General features: G+C 46.7%; 19 protein-coding genes and 1 other annotated feature. Of the genes, 18 read left to right on the top strand and 1 reads right to left on the bottom strand.

Annotated elements, in window-relative coordinates:
- Positions 1-32 precede the first annotated feature (32 nt).
- A complete protein-coding gene (locus MKY87_RS12270) occupies positions 33-428 on the bottom strand; it encodes a hypothetical protein (RefSeq protein ID WP_017692049.1) in 396 nt (131 codons plus the stop codon).
- 173 nt (positions 429-601) lie between these two features.
- Here MKY87_RS12270 and MKY87_RS12265 point away from each other — a divergent pair, with 173 nt between their 5' ends.
- From MKY87_RS12265 to MKY87_RS12180, 18 genes are all read left to right on the top strand, one after another.
- Positions 602-1,687 carry a PIN/TRAM domain-containing protein gene (locus MKY87_RS12265; RefSeq protein WP_338588652.1) on the top strand — a complete coding sequence of 362 codons (1,086 nt, stop codon included), beginning with the start codon at positions 602-604 and terminating at the stop codon, positions 1,685-1,687.
- Positions 1,688-1,769: 82 nt separating this feature from the next.
- Complete coding sequence (ispD, locus tag MKY87_RS12260) at positions 1,770-2,465, top strand: 2-C-methyl-D-erythritol 4-phosphate cytidylyltransferase (protein ID WP_091039159.1); 696 nt, start codon at positions 1,770-1,772, stop codon at positions 2,463-2,465.
- Positions 2,462-2,938: a 2-C-methyl-D-erythritol 2,4-cyclodiphosphate synthase gene (gene ispF, locus MKY87_RS12255; RefSeq protein WP_017692052.1), complete on the top strand. Its 477-nt coding sequence runs from the start codon at positions 2,462-2,464 to the stop codon at positions 2,936-2,938. The genes ispD and ispF overlap by 4 nt, the downstream gene beginning before the upstream one ends.
- Positions 2,939-2,971: 33 nt before the next feature.
- Positions 2,972-4,429, top strand: coding sequence for a glutamate--tRNA ligase (gene gltX, locus MKY87_RS12250; RefSeq protein ID WP_340964589.1), 1,458 nt, complete (start codon positions 2,972-2,974; stop codon positions 4,427-4,429).
- Between the two features lie 536 nt (positions 4,430-4,965).
- A complete protein-coding gene (gene cysE / locus MKY87_RS12245; protein ID WP_307415963.1) occupies positions 4,966-5,625 on the top strand; it encodes a serine O-acetyltransferase in 660 nt (219 codons plus the stop codon).
- 42 nt (positions 5,626-5,667) lie between these two features.
- Positions 5,668-7,068 (top strand): cysteine--tRNA ligase, encoded by a 1,401-nt coding sequence (gene cysS, locus MKY87_RS12240; protein WP_091020524.1) that lies wholly within the window; start codon positions 5,668-5,670, stop codon positions 7,066-7,068.
- Positions 7,065-7,544, top strand: a complete 480-nt coding sequence (locus MKY87_RS12235; RefSeq protein WP_036607160.1) for a Mini-ribonuclease 3 — start codon at positions 7,065-7,067, stop codon at positions 7,542-7,544. The genes cysS and MKY87_RS12235 overlap by 4 nt, the downstream gene beginning before the upstream one ends.
- A gap of 43 nt (positions 7,545-7,587) precedes the next feature.
- Positions 7,588-8,334 (top strand): 23S rRNA (guanosine(2251)-2'-O)-methyltransferase RlmB, encoded by a 747-nt coding sequence (rlmB, locus tag MKY87_RS12230; protein WP_017692057.1) that lies wholly within the window; start codon positions 7,588-7,590, stop codon positions 8,332-8,334.
- Positions 8,335-8,339: 5 nt separating this feature from the next.
- The gene (locus tag MKY87_RS12225; RefSeq protein WP_036607162.1) at positions 8,340-8,861 is read left to right on the top strand and encodes an NYN domain-containing protein; all 522 of its coding nucleotides are present in this window, start codon (positions 8,340-8,342) and stop codon (positions 8,859-8,861) included.
- 171 nt (positions 8,862-9,032) lie between these two features.
- Positions 9,033-9,677: an RNA polymerase sporulation sigma factor SigH gene (gene sigH / locus MKY87_RS12220; protein ID WP_017692059.1), complete on the top strand. Its 645-nt coding sequence runs from the start codon at positions 9,033-9,035 to the stop codon at positions 9,675-9,677.
- A 304-nt stretch (positions 9,678-9,981) separates the two neighbouring features.
- Positions 9,982-10,131, top strand: a complete 150-nt coding sequence (rpmG, locus tag MKY87_RS12215; protein ID WP_072735843.1) for a 50S ribosomal protein L33 — start codon at positions 9,982-9,984, stop codon at positions 10,129-10,131.
- A 17-nt stretch (positions 10,132-10,148) separates the two neighbouring features.
- On the top strand, positions 10,149-10,340 hold the full coding sequence (gene secE, locus MKY87_RS12210) for a preprotein translocase subunit SecE (protein ID WP_017692060.1): 192 nt from the start codon (positions 10,149-10,151) through the stop codon (positions 10,338-10,340).
- A gap of 21 nt (positions 10,341-10,361) precedes the next feature.
- Positions 10,362-10,895 (top strand): transcription termination/antitermination protein NusG, encoded by a 534-nt coding sequence (gene nusG, locus MKY87_RS12205; RefSeq protein WP_024633599.1) that lies wholly within the window; start codon positions 10,362-10,364, stop codon positions 10,893-10,895.
- A 68-nt stretch (positions 10,896-10,963) separates the two neighbouring features.
- Complete coding sequence (gene rplK / locus MKY87_RS12200) at positions 10,964-11,389, top strand: 50S ribosomal protein L11 (protein WP_017692062.1); 426 nt, start codon at positions 10,964-10,966, stop codon at positions 11,387-11,389.
- A gap of 94 nt (positions 11,390-11,483) precedes the next feature.
- On the top strand, positions 11,484-12,176 hold the full coding sequence (rplA, locus tag MKY87_RS12195) for a 50S ribosomal protein L1 (RefSeq protein ID WP_017692063.1): 693 nt from the start codon (positions 11,484-11,486) through the stop codon (positions 12,174-12,176).
- Positions 12,177-12,244: 68 nt separating this feature from the next.
- Positions 12,245-12,391 (top strand) — a sequence feature (ribosomal protein L10 leader region).
- Between the two features lie 24 nt (positions 12,392-12,415).
- Positions 12,416-12,919, top strand: coding sequence for a 50S ribosomal protein L10 (rplJ, locus tag MKY87_RS12190; protein WP_017692064.1), 504 nt, complete (start codon positions 12,416-12,418; stop codon positions 12,917-12,919).
- A 74-nt stretch (positions 12,920-12,993) separates the two neighbouring features.
- Positions 12,994-13,353 (top strand): 50S ribosomal protein L7/L12, encoded by a 360-nt coding sequence (rplL, locus tag MKY87_RS12185; RefSeq protein ID WP_062836176.1) that lies wholly within the window; start codon positions 12,994-12,996, stop codon positions 13,351-13,353.
- A gap of 96 nt (positions 13,354-13,449) precedes the next feature.
- A complete protein-coding gene (locus MKY87_RS12180; RefSeq protein ID WP_339788666.1) occupies positions 13,450-14,070 on the top strand; it encodes a class I SAM-dependent methyltransferase in 621 nt (206 codons plus the stop codon).
- Positions 14,071-14,173: the final 103 nt, after the last annotated feature.

Raw genomic sequence — 14,173 nt, 5'->3', positions numbered from 1 at the left:
AAGAAACCCTTGCGGACGACATACATATCTTCTTACGACAGATTAAACATCCCTAACGTTGAACACTTCTGTGATTCGTGATTTACGACCTCTTCCATGTTAATGTCCAGCAGATTGCAGAGAGCCGACATGTAGAACAGGTTACGCCCTAGCTCAGAGCTGATGACCTCTCTGCAGTTCTCACACAACTCACCTTCCACATGCGTTTCCAGCAGGCCCTTGGTTTGAGCGATATCGCTCTCCGGGGCATATTTCTGCTTGGTGGCGTGCAGCTCGATGCAGCCGCATTCGGTAATGGCTTTGGACACGGCACGGTTAACAGACGCTCCGGCTTGTCCCGTTTTGGACAGTACATCAATCAGGCTGCGATGACGCAGCAACAGTTCAGAAACTTGATCCTGGAAAGCCTGTAAACTTAGCGTACTCATTTTGCCACTCACCTCGGGATATGAATTGAATTCATTATATGCCAATAATTTACCTACTTTCAACTGACGATTGCAACATTTCCAAAAAGTTCTTGCGGATGGGATTAGCAATTCAGGAATTGGATCATACTGGATATAAAGATCAAGATACATTGAAGGAGGTGCAGGGACTAATGTGGAAAAAAGGCATTTTAACTTTTACAGGATTGTGCGGTGCATGGTTCGGCTACACGGCATATCATCTGGCAGGAAAATCGGTCCCATGGATGGCAGAGTGGATTCAGTCAGCAGGATTACTGGGAGCTGGTATATCAACGCTGCTGGGAGCTGTAATGTTTATGGCTGTATGTAATATTGGTGGAACATTGATGGCAGACAGGCTGCATAGTGGAATCAATTCATTGGCAAAAGTACCTATGAACGAACTGGCGGCAGGTGCCGCAGGTACCGTTGCAGGATTGCTGGTGGCCTTGTTGCTCTACCCTGTTGTGGGATGGATGGGGACGGCAGGAGAAGTGCTGCAAGTGGCGCTGACGGTGATTAGTGCTTATTCCGGCTACACCCTTGCCATGGCAAAGAAAGACGATCTGGGGGCCTTCTGGATGTCTGGGCGATGGGGTCATCCCGAGGTGGACGAGGATAGACGGATGGAAGAACATAAAATTCTGGATACCAGTGTTATTATCGATGGACGTATCGCTGATATATGCAAAACCGGATTTATTGAAGGCACGATCGTAATCCCGGAATTTGTTCTGGAGGAGCTGCAGCATATTGCCGATTCATCGGATCTGCTCAAGCGGAACAGAGGACGGCGTGGACTGGACATTTTGAACAAAATCCAGAAGGAACTCGATGTAAAAGTCCTCATCTATGAAGGGGATTTCGAGGAAATCTCCGAGGTGGACAGCAAACTGGTTAAACTGGCTAAAGTGCTTCAGGGCAAAGTGGTCACCAATGACTTTAACCTGAACAAAGTGTGCGAACTCCAGGGTGTATCTGTATTGAACATTAATGATCTCGCCAATGCGGTTAAGCCGGTTGTTCTGCCAGGTGAGGAGATCATGGTGCAGATCATCAAGGATGGTAAGGAACATGGTCAAGGTGTAGCTTATCTGGATGATGGCACAATGATCGTTGTGGAGGGTGGACGCGAGTATATCGGCATGATGATGGAAGTGCTGGTGACCAGTGTGCTGCAGACTTCAGCGGGACGAATGATTTTTGCCAAGCCGAAACTGTTGGAAAAAGCCCAATAAAGCGGTATGATGGGTAGTGTATCGTTGAATGATATTGTATATCTTTGGACGATAAACTGACAGACAAGGCAGGGATTGCGGCATGGATAAAGGGTGGGGCGTTGTCATTGTGGCAGCAGGTCGCGGAACCCGGATGGGGACGACCGAGAGCAAACAGTTTCTGTTGCTGCAGGACAAGCCCGTTTTCATACATACGCTTGAGGTATTTGCTGCGCTGGACGAGATCCGCGAGATGGTGCTGGTCACAGGAGCTGCAGATGTTGAACGCTGCCAGGATTGGGTAAAAGAATACCAACTGGATTCACGTGTCCGTGTTATCCCCGGAGGGAAAGAGAGACAACATTCTGTCCATAAAGGCCTTGAGGCACTTGGGACGGATTGGGTTCTCGTTCACGACGGGGTACGTCCTTTTGTGAACCATGAGCAGATCAAGGGATGCATGGCGGCCGCCATATCCGGTGGTGGAGCAGCTGTACTGGCGGTTCCCGTGAAGGATACGATCAAACAAGTGAATGCGGAAGGAGTCGTTACGGCGACGCCAGACCGCAGCAGTCTGTGGAGCATTCAAACCCCGCAGGCTTTTCGTCTTTCTTCCCTGCTCTCCGCCTACGAATCAGCCGAACAGGACGGATTTCTGGGGACAGATGACGCCATGCTGGCTGAACGTCAGGGAATGTCGGTCAAGGTTGTGGAAGGCAATTATACCAATATCAAATTAACAACGCCGGAAGATTTGCAATACGCTGCGTTTTTGCTGGGGGGAGAGAAGAAGCGATGATACGTGTAGGACAGGGATTTGATGTACATCAGCTGGTGGAGGGACGCCCGTGTATTATTGGCGGAGTAACGATTCCTTATGAAAAAGGACTGCTGGGTCACTCGGACGCAGACGTGCTGTTGCACGCGATTAGTGATGCCATTTTGGGTGCGCTGGCACTTGGGGATATTGGCAAGCACTTCCCGGATACCGATCCGGAATTCAAAGATGCCGACAGCCTGAAATTGCTGGAGCATGTATGGCAGCTTGTGAAGGATCGCGGGTATAAGCTAGGGAATATCGACTCAACGATTATTGCCCAAAAGCCAAAGATGGCTCCTTATATCCCACAGATGGCTGAGGTTATTGCCAAGGCACTGGAAGCGGATGTAACACAGGTGAACGTGAAAGCAACAACGACAGAGCAACTGGGATTTCCGGGACGGGGAGAGGGCATTGCCGCTCAATCCGTTGTTTGCCTTGTACGTGTGTGATATCATCAATCAATTAGTGACGGAGGGGATCATATGAGCACGGAAATTCGTGTACGTTACGCGCCGAGCCCAACGGGACATCTTCATATCGGGAATGCCCGTACGGCGTTGTTTAACTATCTATATGCCAAACATAATAACGGTAAATTCATTATTCGTATTGAAGATACGGACGTGAAACGGAACATTGCCGGAGGTGAAGAAAGTCAGCTGAAATACCTGAAATGGCTGGGAATCGAGTGGGATGAAAGTATTGATGTAGGCGGAGAATACGGACCATACCGTCAAACGGAACGTCTGGACCTCTATCGTAAATATACGCAGGAATTGCTGGATAAAGGTCTGGCTTACCCTTGCTTCTGCACGGAAGAAGAATTGGAGCAAGAGCGCGAGGAACAGTCAGCACGTGGAGAAACACCGCGTTATTCTGGCAAACACCGTGATCTGACTCCGGAGCAAATTAGTGCGTTTGAAGCGGAAGGACGCGTAGCGAGTATTCGTTTCCGGGTACCGGAAGAGCGCATATATACGTTTGATGACATGGTTAAAGGCACAATCTCGTTCAACAGCAAGGAATCCGGTGACTTCGTCATTGTGAAAAAAGACGGCATTCCCACATACAACTATGCCGTTGCTGTGGATGATCACTTGATGAAGATCTCTCACGTCCTGCGTGGGGAAGATCACATCTCAAACACGCCGCGTCAACTGATGATCTATGAAGCGCTTGGCTGGGAGCCACCGCAATTCGGTCATATGACACTGATCGTGAATGAAAATCACAAGAAGCTGAGTAAACGGGATGAATCCGTTATTCAGTTTATTGAGCAGTATGATCAGCTCGGCTATCTGCCTGAAGCGATGTTTAACTTCATTTCCCTGCTTGGCTGGTCGCCGGAAGGGGAAGAAGAGATCTTCTCGCAAGAGCAGCTGATCTCCATTTTTGATACGAAACGTCTGTCCAAGAGCCCGGCGGTATTTGATACCCACAAGCTGGCTCACTTGAACAACCACTATATCAAACATGCTGACCCGGAACGTATTGCCGAAATGGCCATTCCGCATCTGCAAAAGGCTGGACGTATTTCTTCCGAGCTGTCTGCTGAACAAAAAGAATGGGCTTATACTCTGGTACACCTGTACCAAGAGCAGATGAACTCTGCCTCCGATATTGTCGAATTGTCGGAAGTATTCTTCCGTTCCAATCTGGAGCTTGAAAGTGAAGGAGAAGCAGTGCTTGCGGAGGAACAGGTGCCAACCGTACTGAAGGTATTTGCGGATAAAGTACAGGCGAGCGAAGAGTTTACTCCAAGCAAAATGGCTGCATTGATCAAGGAAGTACAGAAAGAAACCGGCTTTAAGGGCAAACAGCTCTTTATGCCAATTCGTGTAGCCTTGACTGGACAGACGCATGGACGGGATCTGAACCAAACGATCGTACTTCTGGGTCGTGATACGGTGATCGAGCGATTGCTTGCACAAGTAAAATAAGCTTATTCGAGGACATTCCGTTTATTTGGAATCTGAACACAGTCCTATGATGTATGGATTACGTAGGAGGCTGTTGTCAGTCTGAGGCCTTTTCGCTATAATAACAACACAACGAATAATTGATATGATTTATCTAATAGAACAGCAAAGATCGGGAGGAGTAGACTGACCCGGACAGATTCAGAGAGGATGGTCCCGCAGCAAAGAGATTTCTTTGGTTGCGGTGGCTGTGAACCATCCACTGTCCATCAGTCGAAATGCGCCCGTGAGCTGCACAGCCGAATCCAGCCCCGCCCTTGTCGATCATGACAAGGGAAAACGTTAGGATAGGTTGTGACGATTGGTTTCCGTTACCAAACCGCTTGAGGGCTTATTCTATTTAAGAATGAACCGAGCAGAGTGGGACCGCGATAAACGCCTCTGCAGCTAAATGCTGCAGGGGCGTTTTTTTGTTTAGGCGAGTGTGCAGTACACTACCAAGGAACGCGCCGTCCGGTAAGCCGGAGGACGGGAACCTGAACAAGAGGGGAACGAGCATGTTCAAGAAGATCAGATCAGATATCCAGGCGGTGTTTGAAAACGATCCGGCGGCCCGAGGTTGGTTTGAGGTGGTATTCACCTACTCAGGGCTGCATGCGATATGGGCACACCGGATCGCTCATTTTTTATACAAGCGAAGATGGTTCTCGGTTGCCAGGTTCATTTCGCAGGTTAGCCGTTTTATGACAGGGATCGAGATACATCCTGGAGCTACGATCGGAAATCGGTTGTTTATTGACCACGGAATGGGCGTCGTTATTGGAGAAACATGTGAGATTGGCGATGATGTTGTTATCTACCAGGGGGTTACTCTTGGCGGAACAGGGAAAGAAAAAGGAAAGAGACATCCGACCATTGGTAATAATGTGGTTATCTCATCCGGAGCAAAGGTGCTGGGTTCATTTAGCGTGGGGGATCAATGCAACATTGGTGCGAACTCCGTTGTGCTTAAGGAGGTCCCTTCCAATAGTACCGTGGTAGGTATACCGGGCAGAATTGTAAAACAGGATGGCCGACGGGTAGATCGCCTCAGTCAGCAATTGCCCGATCCGGTCGTTGACTCCTTGCGCAGTATGCAAAAAGAACTCGAACGATTGCAGGAAGAAGTACGTACACTGCAGAATGCCCGTGAAAATGAGACTGTGCGTGATACGTGATACAATAAATAAAGGCAGTATAGGATGAAAGGATAAGTGACCATGACGCTTCAGATTTATAATACGATGAGTCGTACCAAAGAGGAATTTGTTCCCCAAGAGCCAGGGAAAGTAAAAATGTATGTCTGCGGACCAACGGTATATGACTACATTCATATCGGGAATGCACGTCCGGTTATCTTTTTCGACACGGTTCGTGGATACCTGGAACAGACAGGACATGATGTGAACTATGTGGTGAACTTCACGGATGTGGACGATAAGCTGATTCGCAAAGCAGAACAACTTGGAACAGACGTTCCTCACGTGGCTGAGAAATTTATTGCTGCCTATTATGAAGACCTTGAGGGATTGGGTATTCCCAAGGCGAGCAGTAATCCGAGAGTAACGGAAAACATGCCGCTGATCATTGATTTTATCCGTGAGCTCGTTGAAAAAGGATTTGCGTATGAAAATGGCGGTGACGTCTATTATCGTACAGGCAAATTCAGCGAATATGGCAAACTTTCGAAACAGAACCTGCAGGAGCTGCAGTTCGGAATCCGTGTGGGTGTAGACGAGCGCAAAGAGCATCCCGAAGATTTTGTGCTCTGGAAGGCTGCCAAACCAGGTGAGATCTATTGGTCCAGTCCTTGGGGCGATGGTCGACCAGGCTGGCATATTGAATGCTCCGCCATGGCTCGGGAGTACCTTGGGGATACACTGGACATTCACGGGGGTGGACAGGATTTGCAGTTCCCGCACCATGAGTGCGAATGCGCCCAATCCGAGGTATTAACAGGTAAACCACTTGCGAACTACTGGATGCATAATGGATTCATCCGGATTGATAACGAGAAGATGTCAAAATCACTCGGTAATGGTGTTCTTGTTAAAGACTTGCGGAATCAATATAAACGCGAAGCGATTCGTTATTTCATGTTGTCTACCCACTATCGCAACCCATTGAACTTCACGGATGATACGATGGAGCAGGCACAGAACAGTGTGGACCGGATTGCGAATGCGGTAGGTAACCTGAACCATCGTCTGAATGCAGTAACTGTTGATCAGGATATCACAGCAGAGTTTGCGGCAAGACTCGACCAAATTCGTCAACAATATCACGAGAAGATGCAGGATGATTTCAATACTCCTGATGCAATTACTGCGATGTTTGAGTGGGCAGGGGAAGCCAACCAACTGTTGCAGCAAGAAGTAGTTAATGCGGCAGACATTCGCGCGCTCCTCGAATTGTTCAGTGAATTGAATGCTGTACTGCGCATTTATACTGACGCAGAGCCAGAACTTCTGGATGAGGAAGTAGAACGTCTGATTGAAGAGCGTGTAGAAGCACGCAAGTCCAAAAACTGGGCAAGAGCGGATGAAATTCGCGATGAATTGTCTGCACGTGGCATTCTGCTTGAAGATACGGCGCAGGGCATGAGATGGCGGCGCAAATGAGCGAAGGACATCCAAATACACCAAAACAACAGGAGCAGGTCACAGAGGGAGGATGGTTCCCATATCCTCCTTCCAGACCTGCGAGGTTGATTCCACCTATTGCACTGGCCTATATTGGTGATGCGGTTTATGAGGTAGCTGTTCGTCAATATCTGTTGTCGAAAGCCAACATGCGTCCCAATCATTTGCACCGTAGTGCAACAGGGCTGGTATCAGCGAAGGCACAGAGCCGCATACTTACAACGATTGAGGCTGAACTGACAGAGGAAGAACGGGATATCGTCCGGCAAGGGCGGAATGCCAAGTCGGGTAGTGTACCCAAAAATGCAGATGTGTTGGAGTACAGACATGCCACGGCTTTTGAATGTCTCATTGGTTACCTCTACAGTAGTGGTCATCATGATCGCATGATTGAACTGATCGGGCTTGGCATTGAGCACGCGGAACAACAATCGCCATCGCCGACAAAAAAATAGAAATTTCAACAAAACAACGCATTACAGAGAGGATCGAACAACGATGGAAGAAGAATGGATCGCCGGTAAACACTCCGTGACGGAGGCGCTGCGTTCAGGCCGGACCATTAATAAAATATGGATTGCCGATACAGCACAGAAACATCTGACTCAACCTATTATCTCGGAAGCTAAAAAACTAGGTATTGTCATTCAACATGTGGACAAGCGCAAGCTGGATCAAACGGTACCAGGCATTCAGCATCAGGGGGTAGTTGCACAAGCAGCACCTTACGCTTATGTGGAGGTAGAAGACATTCTTGCCGCAGCAAAAGCGAAGAATGAGCATCCTTTCCTGATTCTGTTGGATGAGATTGAAGATCCTCATAACCTGGGGTCCATTTTGCGGACAGCAGATTGCACGGGTGCGCATGGCGTCATTGTACCCAAACGTCGCTCGGCAGCGGTAACCGTGACCGTATCCAAAACATCAGCAGGCGCTGTGGAGTACGTGCCAGTGGCTCGTGTAAGTAATCTTGGCCAGACCATCGATCGCCTCAAAGAGGAAGGTGTATGGGTTGTAGGGACAGATGTCACGGCTCATGAAGGTGTCTTTGGTAATGGCGTCTTTACTGGCCCTGTGGCATTGGTAATCGGAAATGAGAACAAGGGAATGGGACGACTTATTCGTGAGAAATGCGATGTGCTGATCAAACTACCAATGCAAGGTCAGATTAATTCCCTGAATGCTTCCGTGGCAGCCGGGGTTGTCATGTACGAAGTGCTCCGCTCGCGTCAAGCGCAGGAATAGAAGGTATGGCTGATTCCCGTGATGTACTTCTTGTAGACGGGTACAACATGATTGGCGACTGGCCGGAATTAACCAAACTGGCGGAAAGTGGGCTCGAAGAGGCGCGTAACAGGCTTCTCTTTCGTCTTGCAGACTACCAGGCTTTCTCCGGCCGTCGAGTCATTGTTGTGTTTGACGCCTACCTCGTGCCTGGACTCGGTAAATCCTTTACTCAGAGCAAAGTGCAGATCTATTTTACAAAGGAAAAAGAGACGGCAGACGAATGCATTGAGAGACTCGTTCGGGAACTAAGCATGCGAAGACGTCAAATCTATGTGGCTACGAGCGATATGGTAGAGCAACATGTCATTTTTGGACAGGGAGCGCTACGTGTATCTGCAAGGGAATTGCTGATTGAAGTTGAGCAGAACGAAAAAGAATTAAAAAAACGACTGGAAGAAGATCAGGCAAAGACCACGCGTAACACACTCGGGGGCAAGTTGAGTCCGGATGTATTGAAAGAGTTTGAGCGATGGCGCCGGGAATAACAGCACGTTTTTACAAAATTTAGAATATTGAAACTCTTGACATTTATGTTATTGATGTTCTTTTTTAGGCAGAGCGTGGTTGACGGTGTGAGGTACCATCATATATACTGATCCTATATTTCATAGAGTAGAGTAACGGGGTACCTTGCGTTGCAGCCGGAGGGATTGTCTGTGAGTGTCGACCTCAAAGATATCATGTTATCCAAGTATGATTACCAAAGTGACGAAGACATTGTCGAAGCTTTCCGTGAAGGCGAAAGCGAAGCGTTAGAGTTTCTAATTAACAAATATCGTAACTTTGTACGCGCCAAGGCAAGATCTTATTTTCTGATTGGGGCAGACCGGGAAGATATTATTCAAGAAGGAATGATTGGCCTCTACAAATCCATTCGAGATTTCAAAGGGGACAAGCTGGCTTCGTTCAAGGCTTTTGCCGAACTGTGTATTACAAGACAGATCATCACGGCGATTAAGACAGCAACACGTCAGAAGCATATTCCGCTTAATTCTTATGTATCTCTGGACAAGCCTATTTATGACGAAGAGTCTGATCGTACGTTACTCGATGTGATTTGTGGAACCCAGGTCAGTGATCCGGAAGAACTTATCATCAATCAGGAAGAGTTTGTGGGCCTGGAAGATAAAATGTCCGAGATTCTGAGTGATCTGGAACGTAAAGTATTGATGTTGTATCTGGACGGGAGATCTTATCAAGAGATTGCAGTAGATTTGGACAGACATGTGAAGTCCATTGATAATGCACTTCAGCGCGTCAAGCGCAAACTTGAAAAGTACCTGGAAGTTCGAGATAATTAAACACATGTTGTCGTTGACGGAAAAGGCTCGGTGTTTGAGTCTTTTTTTAGTGTCTCAAGTTTATAAAATCTAAGAATGTTTATACTAGTAATCGCTCGGTCCATGCAGGAGAAGAGAAAAACAGAGATGAGAAACGAATGTACGTTGTACGGAAGTAATACCCAATGAATGAAAGGCTATTCTTTCATTGACATGGTTATACCCTTGTGATAAAGTGTTTTAGGTAGGCCTAAATTTATGGCTTTTTTTCAGGATCAATTTAGAGACTCTGCTTGAATGTGGAAGTCTTCGGGAGGTGTACATCATGCGGGTAATTATTACTTTGGCTTGTACTAACTGCAAACAAAGAAATTACACTACGACAAAAAACAAGCGTAATCACCCCGACCGCATGGAGATGAAGAAATTTTGCAAGTTTTGTAACGAGCAGACTTCTCATCGCGAAACCAGATAGTTTTTGGAGGTGTCGGCGTGAAACGAAGTTTCAAATCTCTGATTTCCTTTTTCTCAGAAAGCTGGGCTGAACTTAAAAAAGTTCGCTGGCCTAATCGTAAAGAGCTGACCAACTACACATTGATCGTACTTGGTACTGTTGTGGTTATGACGCTGTTTTTTTGGGTCATTGACATTGGCATCTCCTTTGTGATCGAAGCGATTATTTAAGAAGGGTTCCGGTGGCTTGATATGGAAAAAAGATGGTACGTCGTTCATACCTATTCAGGGTATGAGAACAAGGTCAAGGCCAATTTGGAAAAACGCGTCGAGTCTATGGGCATGGAAGACAAGATATTCCGCGTTCTTGTTCCTATGGAAGAAGAAGTGGTAAACAAGGACGGTAAGAAAAAAACCGTTATGCGTAAAGTTTACCCCGGTTATGTCTTGGTGGAAATGGTACAGACGGATGACTCTTGGTACGTTGTACGCAACACACCAGGTGTTACAGGATTTGTCGGTTCGACAGGTTCTGGGTCCAAACCAACTGCTTTGTTGCCTGAAGAAGTGGAACAAATTCTGAAGCACATGGGTATGGTTGAACCTAAGCCGAAAATTGAGTTCGATATTAAGGAATCCGTACGTATTAAAGTCGGTCCTTTTGCGAATTTCGTAGGCTCCGTGGAAGAAATTTTGGTAGACAAAAGCAAGTTGAAAGTGCACGTGAACATGTTTGGACGGGAAACACCGCTTGAGTTGGAATACACACAAGTGGAGAAGATATAGTCTCTTCAAGTTTCTTGTGGGAGGGTTGAAAAACCCGTTAACCACTATTTTGCAAGGAGGTGTCAATCATGGCGAAAAAAGTTATTAAAATGGTAAAACTGCAGATTCCAGCAGGTAAAGCAAACCCAGCACCACCAGTAGGTCCAGCTTTGGGTCAAGCAGGTGTCAACATCATGGCATTCTGTAAAGAATTCAATGCTCGTACAGCTGATCAAGCGGGATTGATTATTCCAGTTGAAATTTCTGTATTCGAGGACCGTTCCTTTACTTTCATCACTAAAACTCCACCAGCAGCAGTTCTGTTGAAAGTGGCAGCTAAAGTTGAAAAAGGATCCGGCGAACCGAACAAGAAAAAAGTTGCTACTGTTAAACGTGATGCGGTACGTCAAATCGCAGAAACAAAAATGCCTGACCTGAATGCAGCAGACGTTGAGTCCGCTATGCGTATGGTCGAAGGTACTGCCCGCAGCATGGGTATCACCATCGAAGACTAATTTTCATAAGAAACATGGCTTCGTAAAACCGGTCGATTCGCGACCGGTTGATGTGGGAGGTATATCCGCTAACACCACAAAGGAGGAATAAAACATGGCTAAACACGGTAAAAAATACCTGGAAGCTGCTAAGCTGATTGACAGCGAAGCAACTTACGAGCCTTCAGAAGCTGTAGAGCTTGTGAAAAAGGCAGCTACTGCAAAATTCGATGAAACAATCGAAGCAGCAGTTCGTTTGGGCGTAGACCCTCGTAAGCAAGACCAGGCTGTACGTGGTGTTGTTGTCTTGCCACACGGCACAGGTAAAACACAACGCGTATTGGTATTTGCAAAAGGTGACAAAGCGAAAGAAGCGGAAGCGGCTGGCGCGGACTATGTTGGTGATGCAGACATGATCAACAAAATCCAACAAGGCTGGTTCGAATTCGACGTCTGCGTAGCGACACCAGATATGATGAGTGAAGTAGGTAAATTGGGCCGACTGCTCGGCGGTAAAGGTCTGATGCCTAACCCTAAAGCCGGAACGGTAACTTTCGATGTAACTAAGGCTGTTCAAGAAATTAAAGCCGGTAAAATCGAATATCGTCTGGATCGTGCAGGTCAAATTCATGCACCGATTGGTAAAGCTTCTTTCTCTTCTGAGCAACTTAATGAGAACTTCAAAGCTCTCATGGAAGCTCTGAATCGTGCTAAACCAGCGGCAGCAAAAGGTGTTTATCTGAAGAATGTTAGTCTTTCTTCCACGATGGGCCCTGGCGCACGCGTGAACGCAGCAGCTTTTAGATAATATCTCTTGACAGGCTTGTCCTGTTTTTGATAAGATATAAAAGTTGTGAGTCCGAGTGACTGACCGTTGACATTTGAATATGCTTGCCGTAGACAGTAGGTGCCATTTGGCTTAATTTCCTGCCGAGGTGTGATTATAGAACTTAGAACGATGCAAATCGATGATGAGTATATATCAAGCCTTCGTGATTCTACGGAGGCTTTTCTTAATGGGATAAATTTGATCAGGAGGTGTACAGATTGGCAAACGCAAAAGTGATTCAAGCAAAACAAGAGTCCGTTGATGCAGTAACAGCAAAATTGCGCGAGAGCGTTACAACTGTTGTTGTTGACTATCGCGGATTGAACGTTGCCCAAGTAACTGAGTTGCGTAAGCAACTTCGTGAAGCGGGTATCGAATTCCAAGTGCTGAAAAACTCGTTGCTTCGCCGTGCAGCTGCAGCAGCAGAACTGACAGAACTCGATAGTGTTCTTACAGGTCCTACTGCAATTGCATTCAGCGTAGATGACGTTGTGGCTCCAGCTAAAATTCTGAACGACTTCGCGAAAAAGAACGATGCACTGGAATTGAAAGGTGCAGTAGTAGAAGGTCGCGTAATCGGAGTAGAAGAAGTTAAGGCATTGGCAGAACTGCCATCCCGCGATGGACTTCTCTCCATGCTCCTCAGCGTGCTTCAAGCGCCAGTGCGCAACTTCGCGCTTGCGGTTAAAGCAGTTGCGGAAAAAGAAGAACAAGGCGCGTAAGCAACTTGATCTGAATGCTGCTTAGGCGGCAAATGAATTCAAAAAAAAATAATATTATATATGGAGGTTCACTCATGAGTAAAGAGCAAATCTTGGAAGCAATCAAAGGCATGACTGTACTGGAATTGAATGATCTTGTTAAAGCAATCGAAGAAGAATTCGGCGTAACTGCTGCAGCTCCAGTAGCTGCTGCAGGTGCAGTAGCTTCTGCTGAAGCTGAGCAATCCGAGTTTGACGTAATCTTGACTAACGCTGGTGCTTCCAAAATCAACGTTATCAAAGCAGTTCGCGAAATCACAGGTCTTGGCCTGAAAGAAGCAAAAGAACTGGTTGACAACGCTCCAAAAGCATTGAAAGAAAAAGTTGCTAAAGAAGAAGCAGAAGCGGTTAAAGCTAAGCTTGAAGAAGCTGGCGCTACAATCGAAGTTAAATAATTTAGCTTTTATAAGCTAGATGAACAAAACAACAAACCCCTTGACTTATATCAAGGGGTTTGTTGCTGTAATTGTAAATGGAAAGTGAGTGAGGGCATGTCCAATCATTATTATTCGGACAAACCGCAAGTAGCGCATGATCGCAGAGCAACTGAAGCGGTTCTTCGCGGATTCAGTCTGCGATTCGTGACGGATGCCGGTGTGTTTTCCAAAAACGGAATCGATTATGGCAGCAGAGTATTGATTGATGCGATAGAGTTGCCATCAGGGGCTCATGTTCTCGATGTGGGTTGTGGATACGGGCCAATGGGTCTTACAGCAGCCAAACTTGTACCGGATGGGCATGTCACCATGATCGATATCAACGAGAGAGCCGTTGAACTTTCCAGGGAAAATGCAATAGCGAACGGAATTAACAATGTTACGGTATTACAAAGTAATCTACTGGCTGAAGTAAAAAAGCAAGATTTTGACGTTATCCTAACCAATCCGCCTATACGGGCTGGGAAAGAGACGGTTCATACTATTTTCGAACAGGCACATCGCCATCTGAAGGTAGGCGGTTCGTTGTGGATTGTCATTCAGAAGAAACAAGGGGCTCCGTCAGCGCAAGCAAAATTGGAATCTTTGTTTGGAAGAGTGGAAGAAGTGACGAAGGATAAAGGCTATCGGATTTTCAAAGCGGTGAAATCGGAAGAGGTATCTACTAAAAGCTGAATCCAAGTTTGTAAAGTAAGCAGGGGATCATTTTTTTGCAATAGGACTATTGACTTGAAATTCAGGTCGTGGTATAGTTGTAAAATGTCAGTATTAAGATGCC

It is taken from the genome of Paenibacillus sp. FSL R7-0198 (assembly GCF_038000415.1).
In the GTDB taxonomy this organism is placed as follows: Bacteria; Bacillota; Bacilli; order Paenibacillales; family Paenibacillaceae; genus Paenibacillus.
The sequence above is the reverse complement of the archived record's forward strand: the minus strand, read 5'-3'. Positions and strand labels throughout refer to the sequence as shown.

Bases quoted from the DNA above. Each gene is read 5' to 3' on its own strand.
- MKY87_RS12270 (WP_017692049.1), bottom strand. From the start codon at position 428: ATGAGTACGCTAAGTTTACAGGCTTTCCAGGATCAAGTTTCTGAACTG.
- MKY87_RS12265 (WP_338588652.1), top strand. From the start codon at position 602: ATGTGGAAAAAAGGCATTTTAACTTTTACAGGATTGTGCGGTGCATGG.
- ispD (WP_091039159.1), top strand. From the start codon at position 1,770: ATGGATAAAGGGTGGGGCGTTGTCATTGTGGCAGCAGGTCGCGGAACC.
- ispF (WP_017692052.1), top strand. From the start codon at position 2,462: ATGATACGTGTAGGACAGGGATTTGATGTACATCAGCTGGTGGAGGGA.
- gltX (WP_340964589.1), top strand. From the start codon at position 2,972: ATGAGCACGGAAATTCGTGTACGTTACGCGCCGAGCCCAACGGGACAT.
- cysE (WP_307415963.1), top strand. From the start codon at position 4,966: ATGTTCAAGAAGATCAGATCAGATATCCAGGCGGTGTTTGAAAACGAT.
- cysS (WP_091020524.1), top strand. From the start codon at position 5,668: ATGACGCTTCAGATTTATAATACGATGAGTCGTACCAAAGAGGAATTT.
- MKY87_RS12235 (WP_036607160.1), top strand. From the start codon at position 7,065: ATGAGCGAAGGACATCCAAATACACCAAAACAACAGGAGCAGGTCACA.
- rlmB (WP_017692057.1), top strand. From the start codon at position 7,588: ATGGAAGAAGAATGGATCGCCGGTAAACACTCCGTGACGGAGGCGCTG.
- MKY87_RS12225 (WP_036607162.1), top strand. From the start codon at position 8,340: ATGGCTGATTCCCGTGATGTACTTCTTGTAGACGGGTACAACATGATT.
- rpmG (WP_072735843.1), top strand. From the start codon at position 9,982: ATGCGGGTAATTATTACTTTGGCTTGTACTAACTGCAAACAAAGAAAT.
- nusG (WP_024633599.1), top strand. From the start codon at position 10,362: ATGGAAAAAAGATGGTACGTCGTTCATACCTATTCAGGGTATGAGAAC.
- rplK (WP_017692062.1), top strand. From the start codon at position 10,964: ATGGCGAAAAAAGTTATTAAAATGGTAAAACTGCAGATTCCAGCAGGT.
- rplA (WP_017692063.1), top strand. From the start codon at position 11,484: ATGGCTAAACACGGTAAAAAATACCTGGAAGCTGCTAAGCTGATTGAC.
- rplL (WP_062836176.1), top strand. From the start codon at position 12,994: ATGAGTAAAGAGCAAATCTTGGAAGCAATCAAAGGCATGACTGTACTG.
- MKY87_RS12180 (WP_339788666.1), top strand. From the start codon at position 13,450: ATGTCCAATCATTATTATTCGGACAAACCGCAAGTAGCGCATGATCGC.